At 67.9% G+C, this 15,449-nt stretch carries 18 protein-coding genes; 7 read left to right on the top strand and 11 right to left on the bottom strand.

Annotated elements, in window-relative coordinates:
• Positions 1 to 313: 313 nt before the first annotated feature.
• From FBQ73_RS17190 to secB, 10 genes are all read right to left on the bottom strand, one after another.
• A complete protein-coding gene (locus FBQ73_RS17190; RefSeq protein WP_138400712.1) occupies positions 314 to 667 on the bottom strand; it encodes a hypothetical protein in 354 nt (117 codons plus the stop codon).
• Positions 648 to 1,364, bottom strand: a complete 717-nt coding sequence (locus FBQ73_RS17195; RefSeq protein WP_138400713.1) for a hypothetical protein — start codon at positions 1,362 to 1,364, stop codon at positions 648 to 650. The genes FBQ73_RS17190 and FBQ73_RS17195 overlap by 20 nt, the downstream gene beginning before the upstream one ends.
• On the bottom strand, positions 1,361 to 2,536 hold the full coding sequence (gene pqqE / locus FBQ73_RS17200; RefSeq protein ID WP_246089751.1) for a pyrroloquinoline quinone biosynthesis protein PqqE: 1,176 nt from the start codon (positions 2,534 to 2,536) through the stop codon (positions 1,361 to 1,363). The genes FBQ73_RS17195 and pqqE overlap by 4 nt, the downstream gene beginning before the upstream one ends.
• On the bottom strand, positions 2,533 to 2,808 hold the full coding sequence (gene pqqD, locus FBQ73_RS17205) for a pyrroloquinoline quinone biosynthesis peptide chaperone PqqD (RefSeq protein WP_138400714.1): 276 nt from the start codon (positions 2,806 to 2,808) through the stop codon (positions 2,533 to 2,535). Before pqqD ends, pqqE begins: the two co-directional genes overlap by 4 nt.
• A gap of 3 nt (positions 2,809 to 2,811) precedes the next feature.
• A complete protein-coding gene (gene pqqC / locus FBQ73_RS17210; RefSeq protein ID WP_210236804.1) occupies positions 2,812 to 3,612 on the bottom strand; it encodes a pyrroloquinoline-quinone synthase PqqC in 801 nt (266 codons plus the stop codon).
• Positions 3,609 to 4,508, bottom strand: coding sequence for a pyrroloquinoline quinone biosynthesis protein PqqB (pqqB, locus tag FBQ73_RS17215; RefSeq protein ID WP_138400715.1), 900 nt, complete (start codon positions 4,506 to 4,508; stop codon positions 3,609 to 3,611). Before pqqB ends, pqqC begins: the two co-directional genes overlap by 4 nt.
• Positions 4,509 to 4,560: 52 nt before the next feature.
• Positions 4,561 to 4,638: a pyrroloquinoline quinone precursor peptide PqqA gene (pqqA, locus tag FBQ73_RS23535; protein WP_081437156.1), complete on the bottom strand. Its 78-nt coding sequence runs from the start codon at positions 4,636 to 4,638 to the stop codon at positions 4,561 to 4,563.
• 144 nt (positions 4,639 to 4,782) lie between these two features.
• Complete coding sequence (locus tag FBQ73_RS17225; RefSeq protein WP_138400716.1) at positions 4,783 to 5,481, bottom strand: response regulator transcription factor; 699 nt, start codon at positions 5,479 to 5,481, stop codon at positions 4,783 to 4,785.
• Positions 5,478 to 7,133 carry a sensor histidine kinase gene (locus FBQ73_RS17230; RefSeq protein ID WP_138400717.1) on the bottom strand — a complete coding sequence of 552 codons (1,656 nt, stop codon included), beginning with the start codon at positions 7,131 to 7,133 and terminating at the stop codon, positions 5,478 to 5,480. Before FBQ73_RS17230 ends, FBQ73_RS17225 begins: the two co-directional genes overlap by 4 nt.
• Before the next feature lie 146 nt (positions 7,134 to 7,279).
• Positions 7,280 to 7,750, bottom strand: a complete 471-nt coding sequence (gene secB, locus FBQ73_RS17235) for a protein-export chaperone SecB (RefSeq protein ID WP_138400718.1) — start codon at positions 7,748 to 7,750, stop codon at positions 7,280 to 7,282.
• A 163-nt stretch (positions 7,751 to 7,913) separates the two neighbouring features.
• Between secB and FBQ73_RS17240 the strand changes: the two genes are divergently transcribed.
• Positions 7,914 to 8,111: a DUF1674 domain-containing protein gene (locus FBQ73_RS17240; protein ID WP_138400719.1), complete on the top strand. Its 198-nt coding sequence runs from the start codon at positions 7,914 to 7,916 to the stop codon at positions 8,109 to 8,111.
• Between the two features lie 35 nt (positions 8,112 to 8,146).
• Here the strand turns inward: FBQ73_RS17240 and FBQ73_RS17245 are convergent, their stop codons facing one another.
• The gene (locus tag FBQ73_RS17245; protein WP_138400720.1) at positions 8,147 to 8,953 is read right to left on the bottom strand and encodes an undecaprenyl-diphosphate phosphatase; all 807 of its coding nucleotides are present in this window, start codon (positions 8,951 to 8,953) and stop codon (positions 8,147 to 8,149) included.
• Between the two features lie 376 nt (positions 8,954 to 9,329).
• Between FBQ73_RS17245 and FBQ73_RS17250 the strand changes: the two genes are divergently transcribed.
• The 6 genes from FBQ73_RS17250 (at position 9,330) to FBQ73_RS17275 (ending at position 15,410) form a co-directional block, all read left to right on the top strand.
• On the top strand, positions 9,330 to 10,019 hold the full coding sequence (locus FBQ73_RS17250) for a glutathione S-transferase family protein (RefSeq protein WP_138400721.1): 690 nt from the start codon (positions 9,330 to 9,332) through the stop codon (positions 10,017 to 10,019).
• Positions 10,016 to 11,173, top strand: coding sequence for a tRNA epoxyqueuosine(34) reductase QueG (gene queG, locus FBQ73_RS17255; protein ID WP_138400823.1), 1,158 nt, complete (start codon positions 10,016 to 10,018; stop codon positions 11,171 to 11,173). Before FBQ73_RS17250 ends, queG begins: the two co-directional genes overlap by 4 nt.
• Positions 11,174 to 11,323: 150 nt before the next feature.
• Entirely contained in the window at positions 11,324 to 12,736 is a 1,413-nt protein-coding gene (miaB, locus tag FBQ73_RS17260) for a tRNA (N6-isopentenyl adenosine(37)-C2)-methylthiotransferase MiaB (protein ID WP_138400722.1), read from the top strand.
• Positions 12,737 to 12,837: 101 nt separating this feature from the next.
• Complete coding sequence (locus FBQ73_RS17265; protein WP_138400824.1) at positions 12,838 to 13,878, top strand: PhoH family protein; 1,041 nt, start codon at positions 12,838 to 12,840, stop codon at positions 13,876 to 13,878.
• A 3-nt stretch (positions 13,879 to 13,881) separates the two neighbouring features.
• Positions 13,882 to 14,412 carry an rRNA maturation RNase YbeY gene (ybeY, locus tag FBQ73_RS17270; protein WP_138400723.1) on the top strand — a complete coding sequence of 177 codons (531 nt, stop codon included), beginning with the start codon at positions 13,882 to 13,884 and terminating at the stop codon, positions 14,410 to 14,412.
• Positions 14,413 to 14,435: 23 nt separating this feature from the next.
• Positions 14,436 to 15,410, top strand: a complete 975-nt coding sequence (locus tag FBQ73_RS17275; RefSeq protein WP_138400724.1) for a hemolysin family protein — start codon at positions 14,436 to 14,438, stop codon at positions 15,408 to 15,410.
• Positions 15,411 to 15,449: the final 39 nt, after the last annotated feature.

Consider the following 15,449-nt stretch of genomic DNA (forward strand, 5'->3'; position numbering starts at 1 on the left):
CGATGGTGGCGGGGCGCGATGCGCCAGGTCCACGCAACAGCGTGCAGCTGGCACCGGTACCGGCCCGCGGATGTGAAAATGGGACGAAATGGACAGACGCAGAGCGTTGAGATGCCATGGCATTGCCTTGGGGGTTGAAGGTCCCGATCAAGACGCCGCGGCGGTTGCCCGCTTGTCGTTGCAGTGCGCTTCGGAAAACTCCGTGCGCCATGCGTCTGTTCTTGAGGAGGAAGCTAACATAGCCGCAGGGGGCAGAAAACCCGTCATCTATGCGGCAGATGCGAGCAGCTGTGGTGCAGCGCGGTACCAGATACTACTTGAAGCAGCGGACCTCGGCTTCCGCCTGGGCCCGGCGCAGTTCGGCAATGTTATCCTCATATTGGGGCGTATTGCGGAAAATGCTCGCCGCCTGTCCCACCCCCTGCCGCATGGACAGGATGGTCTCCGCCGCCACGTAGCGGTCATAGGGCAGGATGGAGGCGAGGGTGTCCACCGAGCAGGAACAGCGCGTCATGGCCTCGCGCGTCTGCCCGTTCGCCGCCATGCAGGCGATAACATAGTCGACGCGCGCGGAGGTGGGATAGTCGTTGTCGACGCTGGTGGCGGCAAGCGCTGCCCCGGCTGACACAAGCAACACCCCTGCCGCCTCAAGAACCTTTCGGATCATAGGCGATCGTCTCCTCCCAAAGCCGGCCGCCGGGGGCTTCGGCCGCGATCTCGATGCGCGCGATTTCCCCCGGCAGGTCCGGTGCCACATCGAATGTGTAGGTCAGGCTTTCCAGCCCCCGCATGCGGGCGGCGTTGGCGTCCCCCTCGAAAGGCTTCACCGTGACGCGCCAGCCCTTGAGGGAACGGCCGTCCACGCTGATATCGGTGGCCTCCACCCGCGCCCGGTCGCGCAGCGCGGAACGGATGGCGTTCTTGAGATAGCGCGGGTTGCCCTTGAGCCGCCCGGACAGATCCACCAGGTGATTCTCCAGGAACAGCATCAGCACCGGATTGGTGGTGACACCCTCAAACGGGCCGGCCGCATGGTGGCGCTCGGCCGAAAAGAAGTCGACCCGCACGTCGCGGGCATCCCCGCCCGGACCTGGCTCGATCATCAGGCGGATGCGGTCGTCGAAGGACGGACCAAGCTCCGCGTCCGTCACCTTGCGGGTATAGGCATAGGCGAGGGTGTCGCCGGGCTTGGTGCCGGCGAGCTGGTGGCGCTCGAACAGGATGTCGGCGGCTTCCGGGGGTGCGATTTCGGTGGCTGCCTGCGCCTCGGCGGCGCGCGCAGGCAGCGGCTCCACCAGGAAGCCGGCGGCGAACAGCGTCGCGGCGAGCACGAGACAAAGGCCTATGATCCTGCGGGCGCTCACGGTTTTGCTCCTTCCCGCCGGCCCGCCGGCATTCCGCCGATGGTGCGGTAGATGAAATCAGGCGCGGTACCCGCCGCCTCGGCGGTGGCCAGCGCCTCCACCCGGGCATGGAACGGGGATTTCGAGCAGGCCGGATCGGTCAGGCTGGCATCGCCCGCCAGCGCCATGGCCTGACAACGGCAGCCGCCGAAATCCATCTCCCGCCGGTCGCAGCTGCGGCACGGCTCGCGCATCCAGTCGGTGCCGCGATAGGCGTTGAATGCCGGCGAGGCGCGCCAGATGTCGCCCAGCGCGTGATCGCGCACCGACCAGAACTCAAGGCCCGGAATGCTCTCCGCCGCATGACAGGGCAGCACCCGGCCGGTGGGCGTCACATTCAGCGTGCGCCGGCCCCAGCCGCCGGAACAGGGCTTGGGATAGCGGGCGTAATAGTCCGGAATCACCATGTCGATGACCAGCACGCCTTCCAGCCGCTTGCGCGCCTCCTCGACGATGGCGACCGAGCGGTCCACATCGGGGCGCGCGGGCATCAGCGCCGCGCGATTGGCATAGGCCCAGCCATAATACTGGGTGTGCGCCACCTCCAGCCGCCGCGCCTTCAGCGCGATGGCCAGTTCGATCATGTCCTCCACCTCGTGGATGTTGGCGCGATGGAACACCGCGTTCACGGTCAGCGGCAGGCCGAGGTCGGTGACCTGCGCGGCGAAGGCGAGCTTGGCCGCATGCCCGCCCGCATAGCCGCCGACGCGATCGGTGGTTTCAGCCTTGGCGCCCTGGAAGGAGAGCTGCACATGGTCCAGCCCCGCCTCGGACAAGGCGGGCAGCATGACCCCCGCCCGGCCGACGCCGGAGGTGATGAGATTGGTGTAGAGCCCTTCCGCAGCGCAATGGGCGGTGAGTTCCACAAGGTCTGCCCGCGCGGTGGGCTCGCCGCCGGAGAGGTGGACATGCAGCACGCCGAGAGCCGCCGCCTCGCTCAGCACGCGCTTCCAGGTGGCGGTGTCCAGCTCCGCCTCGCGGCGCTCCAGTTCCAGCGGATTGGAGCAATAAGGGCAGCGCAGGGGGCAGCGGTGGGTCAGCTCGGCCAGGATGCCGATGGGATGGCCGACGGGATGCACCGCCGCCGAGCGGGGCGTCGTCTCCAGATTAAGTTCAGCCGTGGCATTGGTCATCGTTCGATCACCCGCCGCGCAATGAGATCGCCGATCATGTCGCGCACGTCGTCGGCGATCACCTCGCGCTTTTCGTCGAAGCGCAGCGCCAGCTCATCCACGATCTGGCCGCAGGTGCGTTGGCCATCCACCAGCTCCAGCACCGCGGCGGCGGTCTCGTCGATGTCGAACGCGCGCTCCGGGGCGAGCAGCACATGGCGCTCGCGAACCTGATCATACTTCAGTTTCACCCCGCGCGGCAGGCGCGGCACGTCGGTCTCTTCCGCCCGCATGGCTCAGCCGGCCTCGACCAAAGCGATGCCCGGACGCCACGCCCCGGGCGCCGGCCACCCCGGCTCCACATAGGCGAAGTAAAGCGCATCGAGCTGCGCCCACAAAACTTCGGTCTTGAAGGTCAAGGCGCGGATGACGGCGCGCTGCTCGGCCACCGTACGGGCGTTTTTCTTAACGTAATCGAGGGCGAAGTCGGCATCCTTCGGCGCCTGATCGAGCCGGCGGCGGAAATAGGCGACCACGCGCTCGTTGATGAAGTCGTAATTGGCCAGCATGCCCGAGATGCGCTCGGCATGGATGCCCGGCGCGAACAGCTCGGTGAGGGAGGAGGCCACCGCCTCCAGCAGCGGATGGTCGGCGACGAAACGCACATAGGCTTCCACCGCGAACTTGGTGGCGGGGAGTGCGCCCTCCTTCGACACCACATAGTCGCGGTCGAGGCCGAGGCCGTCGGTGAGCACCAGCCAGCGCTCGATACCGCCGGCGTCTTCGCCGAAGCCGTCATGGTCGGTGATGCGATGGAGCCATTCGCGGCGCAGTTCCCGGTCGTCGCAGCGGCTCATGAGCGCGGCGTCCTTGCGGGGAATGGCGGACTGATAGCAGAAGCGGTTGAGCGCCCAGGCGCGCACTTGGTCCCTGTTCAGCTTGCCGGAATGCAGCAGCTTATGGAACGGGTGGAGATTGTGATAGCGCGTGGCTCCCACCTCCCGCAGCGCCGCTTCCAGCCCTTCGGGGGACAAGGGCTCGGAGGGTGCGGGCAAGGGCGGGAAGACCAGCGGTTCGGCAAGGGCGAGGAACGTCATAGGGAGAACTCCATTCCGTCGCGGGCCACCGTCCAGCCGGCCTGCTCCACGGCGTGGCGCTCCTGCGAGCCATCCACCAGCGCCGGGTTGGTATTGTTGATGTGGATGAACACGCGCCGCGCCACCGGCACGTCCTTAAGCAGCGCCACGGTGCCGTCGGCTCCGGACATGGAGAGGTGCCCCATGCGCGCGCCGGTCTTGGTGCCGACGCCGGCCTCGATCATCTCGTCGTCGCGATAGAGCGTGCCGTCGAAGAACAGGAGATCGGCGCCGACGATGCGTTCCCGCACCGCCGGCGTCACCGCCGCACAGCCGGGAATGTAGACGAGGCGCTTGTCGGCGCTGGTGATGGTGACGCCCACGGTGGAGCCCGTCTCCTCGCCGATGACGAGGCTGGCGTCCTCCCGCCACAGCGGCACCTTTCCGGGCACGGTGAAGAATTCCATGCTGAGCCCCGGCACCGGTGAGAAGGCCTCGCCGAACATAGCGGGGGTCCGGCTGACGAAGGCCTGCGCCACCACGTCGAACACCTGGTTCTCTTTCAGCAGCCCGAGGGTCTCGGCCGTGCCAAAGAGGGCGAACGGCTGGGATTCGCGCAGCGAGAGCAGGCCGGCGATGTGGTCCACGTCCCCGTTGGTGAGGACGACCGCGCGAATGGGGCTGTCGCGCTCGCCCGTTCGCGGCTTGAGCGCGGGCGTGGCTGAAATCTGCGCCCGAAGGTCGGGCGAAGCGTTGAGCAGGACCCAATCGCTGCCGTCGGCCGAGACGGCGATGCTGGACTGGGTGCGCGGCGTGACGCGGGGGTCTCCCGACCAGGCCAAGCGGCACACCGGACAGCGGCAGTTCCATTGGGGAACGCCGCCGCCGGCCGCCGAACCGAGAACAATCACCTGCATGACGCGTCGGACGCTCCTGCCTTATCGTTCCCGGCCACCGACCTCATTCAGATCAGAAATCGGCCGGCAGATAAGCGGTGACTTCCATGCCAACGCAGACTTCGCAGACCTGAGGCTTATTCCAACGCATGTTGCTTCCTCCGGTTATGTGCTCCAGATCTTTCTAAGAAGATCATAAGAACACGCTGCAATGATGAAGTTCATTGCATTGAGATCAAATATTGGCGCTCAATTTGGTTCCCGCAAGCAAAATGTGATGCTGCGCCGCAACAGATCAATGGGCTGCTGCGGGTGCCGAAAGGTCCAGCATGAAGCCGCGACCGCGCACCGTGGACACCTGGGGGCCGCCGGCGCGGCTCACCGGCGCCAGCTTGGTGCGCAGGTAGCCCACATAGACATCCACCACGTTGAGCGAGGCGCCGCCCTGGTTGGCCCATAGCCGGTCGAAGATTTCGCCGCGCGGCACCGGCCGGTTGGGGGTCGCCATCAGCAGGGCCAGAAGCTCCGCCTCCCGTTCCGTCAGGCGTGCGTGGATCTCGCCGAACAGCACGGTGCGGGTGGACTGGTCGAGCACCAGGCGCCCTGCGACAATCCGGCCCGCATGGTTGTCGCCGAGGCGGTGCAGCAAATGGGTGCGCAGCCGCGCCACCAGCTCGGCGAACTCGAACGGCTTCACGATGTAGTCGTCTGCGCCGGCACCGAGGCCCTCGGCCCGGTCGCGCACCTCGTCCTTGGCGGACAGGAACAGGATGGGGCCGGAGTGCCCAGCCTCTCGCAGCGCCCGGCACACCTCGATCCCCGAGCCGTCGGGCAGCATGATGTCGAGCACCACCGCGCAGGGATTGTATTGGCGCGCCGCCTCAAGCGCCTCGTCGGCGCGGCCCACCACGGTCACGTCGAAGCCCTCGGCCGAGAGCCCGCGGCTCAGCATCGCGCCGATGTCGCTGTCATCCTCGACCACCAGAATGTTCATGTGTCCTCCTCGCCGGGCGGGTCGGCCCAGGCGCCTCGCGCCTCGAAAACCTCCGGTTGGGCCTCCGGATGAGGCTGCGGCCGGGGCAGCGCGATGACCACGCGGGTACCGCCCCCTTCTCGCTCTTCCAGTGTGATCCGTCCACCGTGCCGCGTCACCACCCATTCCGCCAGGGCGAGGCCGAGGCCGAATCCGGTCCCGTCGCCGAAGCGCTCACCCCGCGCGAAGCGCCGGAACAGGCCCGCGCGCGCCTCCGGCGCGATGCCGCGGCCATCGTCGCTCACCGTGATTTCATCCGCCACCACCCCACCGGCTCCAGCCCCCGTTGTGACGGCGAGGGTGATGCGCGTCACCTTGCCGCCATGACGCAGTCCGTTGTCGATGAGGCCCTCGACCACCTGCCGCAGCCATTCGCGGTCGGCATGGACCAGGGGGCCGGGCGCGTCGGCCTCCAGGATGAGGCTCACCCCCTGACGGCGCGCCACGGTCTCGAAACCGGCCACCGCGTCGGCCAGAAGCGGCAGCAGCGGCACGTCCTGGAACACCAGCTCGATCTCCCCGCTTTCCGAGCGGGCGACCCGCAGCAGGTCCTCGATGCGCCGGTGCAGGCGCCCGGCCCGCTTGCGGATGGTGGCGAGCACCGAGCGGCTGAGATCGTCGGAAATGGCAGGCGCGCGCTGAGTCACGTCGCATTCGCCGATGATGACAGTCAGTGGCGTGCGCAGTTCATGGCTCACGTCGGTGAAGAAGCGCCGGCGGGAGGCGTCGATGGCGGCAAGGCGCGCATTGGCGGCCGTGAGGTCGGCGGTGCGCTCGGAAATGGTCTTTTCCAGCAGGGCGCGGTCCTCGATCACCCGTCGCTCGCGGCGGCCGAGGCGCGCGGCCATGCGGTTGAAGCGCGCCGTCAGCACGCCCAGTTCGTCGCGCGGGCCGATGGTGAGGCGGGTATCGAGGTCGCCGCGGCCGATGGCGGCGGCCGCCCGGTCGATCTCCCCGAGCCGGGTCAGCAGCGGCCGGGCCACCGCCCGATAAAGAACGGCTGCCGCGGCAAGCACCAGGGCGGCCAGCGCCACCGCGCCCACCCGCAGGCGGAAGGACAGCGCCAGCGCCTCCTCCCGCGCGGTGGTCACGGCGCGGCGCTCGCTCTCCACCAGCAGCGACAGGGTTGGCCCCGCGGACGCGGCAAAACCATTGAGCGCGCCGCGCACGCGGTCGCCGCGGCTGGGGGCATCGGCGTCCGCCACGGCGGCGGAGATCTGGCGATCAAGGAGGATGAAATCGGCCCGCAGGTGGGCAACCATGCGCTCACGCGGGCGCACGCCCGTCCCGAACGCGGGAGCGCTCTGCGCCGCGCGCACGGTCGCAGCCTCCAGCACGGCGGCAACGCGGGAGCGGGCGTCCTCCATGCGGCCAAGGTCCGCGCGCCCGGGATCCGCGCCGGGGCTTTCGGCCACGGCCACGGCGGCGAGGCCGAAATCGGAAAGGCGGGCGGAAATTTCGGTGAGCAGATCCAGCCGCTGCTGGGCTGACACGGTCGCCTCAAGGGCGCGATCCGCCGCTCCAACCGCAAGGAGCACCCCGACGGTGGACAGGATGGCAAAGGATGCCGCCGCGCCGCTCAAGGCGGCGAGCTTGAAGCGGATGGATCTCATCGCTGGGGCCGGACTTCCTCCCGGGACACCCGGTGGTTCTGGTTATCCGCCTCTAGATACACCAAAACAGCGCTCGCCAAAGGAAACGCCGCCGGACACACAAGGTATCCGGCGGCGTCCTGTCGGTCAGGGTCGCGTCAGCGCGCTCAGGCCTGGATACGCTGGCCTTCCTGCTGGATGCGCTGCTGGAACAGCGCAGCGAAATCCACCGGATCGATCATCAGGGGCGGGAAGCCGCCGTTGCGCACCGCATCAGCGATGATCTGCCGGGCGAAGGGAAACAGCAGGCGCGGGCACTCGATGAGCGCCACCGGCTGCAGGCTCTCTTCCGGCACGTTCAGAATGCGGAACACACCGGCATAGACCAGCTCGAAGGCAAACAGCGTGTTGCCCTCGATGCTGGCGCCGCCGTCGATCTTCAGCTCCACCTCGAACTCGCCATTGCCGCCGGGACGGGCGTTGACGTGGATCTGGATGTTCACGTCGGGCTGGCTGGGCGGAGCAGCGAGGGAGCGCGGCGCGTTGGGATTCTCGAAGGAGAAATCCTTGATGTACTGCGCGAGCACGTTCAGCGACGGCGCCGCATTCTGGGTGGGGCCGCCATTCTGCGTGGCCATGCGCATCTCCATCTCAAGGGTTGATTGCAGGCACCCGTGCGGATGCCCTAAAAGCGCGGCGCTGCTACCATGCTTTGCGCTTCAGGTGCAAGGATGACCCAGGCATGGGCCGGACGACGGGCACGGCGGGCACCCCCGCCGCGACAGCACAGGAGACCGGAAGATGTCCGATGAAACCCCAGAGCAGCCGTGCAAGCCCTTGAGCGAGGCCGCGAAACGCGCGCTCGCCGAGGCCGAGGCCCGCCGCGCCGCCATCGATGAGGCCGCCAAGGCGCGGCCGAAGGAAATCAACGGCCGCACCGGACCCGAGCCGGTGCGCTACGGCGATTGGGAAGTGGGGGGCATCGCCTCCGATTTCTGAGCGGCGATGCCTCTTCCGTTAGGGGAGAGCCTTCCTCAGCCCACCAGGGCGAGGCCGATGAGCCCGGCGACACCGACGATGATGCGCCACCAGCCGAACGGCGCGTAGCCGTGCTTGGCGACGAAATCGAGCAGGGTCCGCACCACCAGCACCGCCGCGCAGAAGGCGGCGATGAAGCCGATGACGATCAGCAGGCCATCGTCAAAGGAGAGGTTGTTGCGGTTCTTGAACAGGTCGTAGGCGAACGCCCCGGCCATGGTGGGCAGGGCGAGGAAGAACGAGAATTCCGCCGCCGCCCTCTTGTCCACGCCCATCAGCATGGCGCCGACGATGGTGGAGCCCGAGCGCGACATGCCGGGGATCATGGCCAGGCACTGGAAGAAGCCGATCTTCAGCGCCAGCAGAAGCGGCAAGCCCATGGCGTTGTTGTAGCGCGGCTCCGGCACCACCTTGTCGATGAACAAAAGCACGATGCCGCCGAGGATCAGCGTCACGCAGATCAGGGCCGGCGTCTCGAACAGCACGCTCTTGATGAAGCCGTGGGCCGCCGCCCCGATGACCGCCGCCGGCAGGAAGGCGACGAGGATGCCGATCACGAAGCGCCGCGCGCCCGGATTGGTGGGCAGCTGCTGGGCGACCTTGAGGAAGCGCTGGAAATAGACGGTGAGGATGGCGAGCACCGCGCCGAGCTGGATCAGCACCTCGAAGGTGTGGCCGGCGCTCTCGAACCTCAGGAAATGCCCCAGGAGCAGGATGTGGGCGGTGGAGGAGACGGGAATGAATTCCGTCAGGCCCTCCACAAGGCCGAGAACGAGGGCTTCGAGCATGGCGCCGAGGGTCATGAGTGAGGTCATCCGGAAGGCGGGTGAAGATGGCGCATCCTGTTCCGTCCCCTTCGCAGGTGCAATCGCGCGTCCGTGACCGGAGGCGCCGCGCATGGTGCCGCCGCGTCATTTCCTCACGGCATGTGGCGCGCCCGCCACAGGGAAGATTGCCGCAGCGGCAAGACATGTGCCTTGAATTTTCAGCGAAATCTGCGCCCGCCGCCCGGATCGTCTTAGCATTTTGTTAACCCTGTTTCGCCCGTCCATGGGCCGCATCACGCCCAGGGCGAAATGCTGCACTGCGGTGGAACCAATCGGAAAGAATCGCACTCTAAAACTGGTGGAAGCCGGTGACTGGCCTTCTCCCCACCTGACCCCCGGCGAAAATTGCATCATGTATCTGCATCACCATCCGTTTTGCCCGCATTCCCGGTTTGTCCGCCTCCTGCTCTCCGAATACGGGCTCGAACCGGAGCTCGTCGAGGAGCGGGTGTGGGAGCGCCGGCCCGGCTTCCTGGCCCTCAACCCATCTGGCGAGACGCCGGTGATCGTTGAGGAAATGGCCGCTTCGGTGCCCGGCGCCAGCATCATCGCCGAATGGCTCGACGAGACCCGCGGCCTTGCCCTCGGCGACCATCGCCTGCTGCCGGATTCCCCGGCGGCGCGGGTGGAGGTGCGTCGGCTCACCGCCTGGTTCAACGAGAAGATGTATGTGGAGGCCACCGAACCGTTGGTGCGCGAGCGCATCCACAAGCGCTACATGACGCGTGAGCAGGGTGGAGGCTCGCCCGATGCCACGTCCCTGCGCATGGGCCGCAGCAATCTGCGCTATCATCTGAAATATATTGGCTGGCTGGCAAAGGCGCGCAAATGGCTCGCCGGGGAGAAGCTGAGCCAGGCCGACCTTGCCGCCGCAGCCCATCTCTCGGTGGCCGACTATCTGGGCGACGTGCCGTGGGACGAGGACGATCACGCGAGGGACTGGTACGCGCGGATCAAGTCGCGCCCGACCTTCCGCGCCCTTTTGACCGAGAGCATCCCGGGCATGCCGCCCTCCAAGACCTACGCGGACCTCGACTTCTGAGCGAAGCGGCCGGCGCCCCCCTTGAGGAGGTCATCGCCGGCCTCGCCCGTTCGGAAGGCTTCGACACCATCGGCATCGCCCGGGCCGATGCCATCCCTCAGGCCGGTGCCCGGCTGAAAGAGTGGGTCGCCGGCGGCGCCCATGGCGACATGGGCTGGATGGCCGAGACGCTGGAGCGCCGGGCCGATCCCGCCGTGCTGTGGCCGGCCATGCGCTCCGTCCTCATGCTGGGGCTGAATTACGGCCCGGCGGAGGACCCGCGTAAGGTGCTGGCCCACCGATCGGCCGGCGCCATCTCCGTCTATGCGCGGGCGGAGGACTACCACGACATCATCAAGCCCAAGCTGAAGCGCGTCGCCCGCGCCCTGCTGGCCGAGGCGCAGCGGCGCGGTCTTGAGGGCGACGTGAAAGTGTTCGTGGATACCGCCCCGCTCATGGAGAAGCCGCTGGCGGCGGCGGCGGGGCTCGGCTGGCAGGGCCGGCACACCAATCTCGTCTCGCGGGATTTCGGCTCCTGGCTGTTCCTCGGCGCCATCGCTACCACGCTGGAGCTGAAGCCGTCCGCGCCGGAGCAGGACCATTGCGGCTCCTGCCGCGCCTGCCTCGATGCCTGCCCCACGGCGGCCTTTCCCGCCCCTTACGTCATCGATGCGCGGCGCTGCGTCTCCTATCTCACCATCGAGCACAAGGGGCCGATCCCGCGCGAGCTGCGCCCCCTCATGGGCAACCGTATCTACGGCTGCGACGATTGCCTCGCCGCCTGCCCGTGGAACAAGTTCGCCGAGCTTGGGCGGGACATGAAGCTCGCGGCGCGGGCGGAGAATGACGCACCGCCCCTGGCCGAGCTCGTTGGGCTGGACGACCCTGCCTTCCGTGCCCGCTTCCCGAAAAGCCCCATCAAACGGGTGGGGCGCGAGCGTTTTATCCGCAACGTACTGGTGGCCATCGGAAATTCTGCCGACCCGAGCCTGCTGCCCCAGGTGGAGGCGCGACTCGGCGATGGCTCGGCGATGGTGCGCGGGGCGGCGGTGTGGGCGCTGAGTCGGCTGGCTGATCAAGATACCATCATCATCCACGCCAGTGTGGCGCTGGTGCACGAGCAGGACGCGGCCGTGCGGGCGGAATGGGACGCCGCGTCGGTGCAAGCGCTCTAAGTTCTGGCGCAGTTGGCGAGGGCGCTGTTTCCAAGCGGCGCGTTTGCCGGTAGGATTGCCACCTCACGAACCATGAAGGGGGCGACAAGAGCTGGCGTCACGATCGCGTCGCGCCCACGCGCGATGATCGACGGCGACAGAACAGGCAACATGCACGAGCCCCGCAAGCTTTATGTGAAGTCATTCGGCTGCCAGATGAACGTGTACGATTCCCATCGTATGGCGGACACGCTGGCACGCGAGGGCTTCGTGGAGACGCAGGACCCGGCCGAGGCCGATCTGGTCATCCTCAACACCTGCCATATCCGCGAGAAGGCCGCCGAAAAGGTCTATTCGGAGCTGGGCCGCCTGCGTAAGCAGAAGCAGGAGGCTGGCTCCGACACCATGATCGCGGTGGCCGGCTGCGTCGCCCAGGCCGAAGGCGCCGAGATCATGCGCCGCGCGCCGGTGGTGGACCTCGTGGTCGGCCCCCAGAGCTACCATCGGCTGCCCGAGCTTTTGGCCGAGGCCAAGGTCGGCAAGCGGGTGGTGGACACCGAATTTCCGGCCGAGGACAAGTTCGACCACCTGCCCGCCCCGACGCGGGCGGCCACCCGCTCACGCGGGCCGGCGGCCTTCGTCACCGTGCAGGAAGGCTGCGACAAGTTCTGCACCTTCTGCGTGGTGCCCTATACCCGCGGCGCGGAAGTCTCCCGCCCGGTGTCCAAGATCATGGACGAAGCGGCGCGGCTGGTGGACCAGGGGGTCCGCGAGATCAGCCTCATCGGCCAGAACGTCAACGCCTTCCATGGCGAAGGGCCGGACGGCACGACATGGAGCCTCGCCCGGCTCATGGAGCGCATGGCCGGCCTCAACGGCCTCGCCCGGCTGCGCTACACCACCTCCCACCCCCGCGACATGGACGACGACCTCATCGCCGCCCACCGCGACCTGCCCCAGTTAATGCCCTACCTGCACCTGCCGGTGCAGTCGGGCTCCGACCGCATCCTCGCCGCCATGAACCGCAAGCATGGCCGGGACGACTTCTTCGCCATCATCGAGAAGATGCGCCAGGCGCGGCCGGACATGGCCCTGTCATCCGATTTCATTGTCGGCTTCCCCGGCGAGAGCGATAAGGACTTCGAGGATACCCTCGACCTGGTGCGCCGGGTGGGCTTTGCCAGCGCCTATTCCTTCAAATACAGCCCCCGCCCCGGTACCCCGGCCGCCGACCATGAGGCGCAGGTGCCGGAGGGGGCGAAGGCCGAGCGCCTCGCCGAACTGCAGCGGCTGCTGGAAGCTTCCAAGGCCGCTTTTGACGAGAGCTGCCGCGGCCGCACCTTCGACATCCTGCTGGAAAAGCCCGGCCGCCAGACCGGCCAGCTCATCGGCCGCTCGCCCTACCTGCAAAGCGTGGTGGTAAACGACCCCCCCGCCGCCATCGGCGACCTCCTCACCGTGACAATCACCGACGTGGGCCCCAACAGCCTCGCGGGTGTTCCGGCGGCGGCGAACGAGCCTTCCGTTTCCCAGTCCCCAGCTTCTTCCGCCCGATCCCGGCCGCTTGCGGCCATGGAGGCTTGAGCTTGCGCAGATCCGGCAGCGACCGCGACCGTCCCCTTGAACGCGCCTCGGAGCGTTCCCTGGAACGCACCTTGCCGCCCCCCGGCCCCGCCCGCGCGGCGGTGACGCCACCCTGGGCGAGCACCGAAGACGAAAGCCCCGCCCATGTGGTGCTGGCCTTCGACGACAACCGGCTCGCCACCCTGCTGTTCGGCCATTACGGGCGCAACCTGGCCGTCATCGAGCGCAAGCTCGGGGTTAAGGCGGATTCGCGCGGCAACCATGTGACCCTGGAAGGCGCGCGCGATGCCTGCGAGCAGGCCCGCGCCGTTCTGGAGCACCTCTACGAGGCCCTGCGCAAGGGCCGAGACATCAGCCAGGGCGACGTGGACGGGGCCATCCGCGAGGTCACCTCGCAGGGCTCGCTGTTCGATTTCGATCCGGCCGAGAACCGCCAGTCCTTCGACGAGATCCAGCTGCGCCGCCGCCCGGTGCGGGCGCGCACCGCCGCGCAGGACGCCTATATCCGGGCGCTTAAGCGCCACACCCTCGTGTTCGGCTCAGGTCCCGCCGGCACCGGCAAGACCTGGCTCGCCGTGGCCTATGCGGTGCACCTGCTGGAGCGGCGCATGGTGGACCGCATCATCCTGTCGCGGCCGGCGGTGGAGGCGGGCGAGCGGCTCGGCTTCCTGCCGGGCGACATGAAGGACAAGGTGGACCCCTACCTGCGCCCCATCTACGACGCCCTCTATGACCTCATGGACCGCCCCTTCGTGGAGCGGGCGCTGCAATCGGGCGAGATCGAGATCGCCCCGCTCGCCTTCATGCGCGGACGCACCCTGTCCAACGCCGCGGTGATCCTGGACGAGGCGCAGAACGCCACATCCATGCAGATGAAGATGTTCCTCACCCGCCTGGGCGAGAACTCGCACATGATCGTCACCGGCGACGCCAGCCAGACCGACCTGCCCCAGGGCCAGATCTCCGGCCTTGCCGAGGCGGTGCGGCTGCTGGAGGGCATCGAGGGGGTGGGCGTGTGCGTCTTCAAGGCCGAGGACGTGGTGCGCCACGAGATGGTCGGGCGCATCGTCTCGGCCTACGAGAAGCTCGACGCGGCCAAGCTTGAGGCTGCCTCCGCCCGCCTCGGCAAGGCCGGAGCCTGAGCCATGGCCGCCCTGAAGCTTGTCGCCACGAGCGTCCCCCCAGAGGAGGACCCCGTCGCCATCGACGTGCTGGTGGAGGCGGACGGCTGGTCCGCCGTGCCCGACGCCGAAGCCATCTGCATGCGGGCTGCGCAAGCGGCACTCACGGCCTGCGGTGACGAGGTGCCGGAGCCCTGCGAGGTCGCCATCACCCTCACCGACGACGCGCGCATCCGCGTGCTGAACCGGGAATGGCGCGGCAAGGACAAGGCCACCAACGTGCTGTCCTTCCCCCAGCCGGACCTCCCCGACGACGTGGACGCGCCCCAGCCCCTGGGTGACATCATCGTCGCGCTGGAAACCCTCACCGGCGAAGCCCAGGCCGAAGACAAGACCGCCGGGCACCACCTCGCCCATCTGGTGGTGCACGGCACGCTGCACCTTCTGGGCTACGACCACATAGACGAAACCGAAGCAGAGGAAATGGAGGCGCTGGAACGGCGGATCCTCGCGGGGCTCGGGATCGACGATCCCTATGCCCTGCCACAGGACTGACGTTCCATGGCGAAGAACTGACCATGTCCAACATCGACCAGCCGACGACCGAGACCAGCGCGGAACCGCAAAGTTTTCTCGATCGATTGCGTGCCCTCCTCGGCACGTTCCGCCCGCACGGCTCGCTCCGCACCGACCTCGTGGAGGTGCTGGACGCGGCGGAAGCACCCGAGGAGGAAGGGGAATTCACCCCCTCCGAGCGCAAGATGCTGCGCAACATCCTCCACCTCAAGGAGGTGGGCATCGGCGACATCATGGTGCCCCGCGCCGAGATCGTCGCCGTGCGCAAGGATGTCTCGCTTGGCGAACTGCTGAAGCTGTTCGTCGGCGTCGGCCATTCGCGCCTTGTGGTCTATGACGACACGCTGGACGACCCCGTGGGCATGGTCCACATCCGCGACCTCATCGCCTTCCTCGCCGGCGACCTGACCAGCCAGCCGGACAACAAGCTCGACCTCGGCGCGGTCAATCTCGACGGTTCGCTGGAGGATGCCGGGCTCATCCGCCGCATCCTCTATGTGCCGCCCTCCATGCCGGCGGTGGACCTCCTGGTCGCCATGCAGGCGGCGCGCACCCATCTTGCCCTCGTCATCGACGAATATGGCGGCACGGACGGCCTCGTCTCCATCGAGGACGTGGTGGAGGAGATCGTCGGCGAGATCGAGGACGAGCACGACGAGGCGGCCGAGACCCTGCTCATCCGCCAGCCGGACGGCAGCTTCCTCGCCGATGCCCGCACGCCGCTGGAAGCCGCGGTGGAAGTGCTCGGCCCCGCCTTCGCCTCGGAGGAGGCCATGGAAGAGGTGGACAGCCTGGGCGGCCTCCTGGTCATGGTGGCCTCGCGGGTACCGAAGCAGGGGGAAGTGATCGCCCTGCCCGGCGGCTTCGAGGTGGAGGTGCTGGAGGCGGATCCGCGTCGGGTCAAGAAGCTGCGTGTCATTCCGCCGCGGGAGAATACGCCGGTGCATGCCACCGAATCCAGCGCATCCGACCTGTAGCGCAGCCGCGTGCTCCCAGCCTCCTCCCCGGCCGCGCGG

The organism is Xanthobacter autotrophicus, assembly GCF_005871085.1.
Lineage (GTDB): Bacteria > Pseudomonadota > Alphaproteobacteria > Rhizobiales > Xanthobacteraceae > Xanthobacter > Xanthobacter autotrophicus.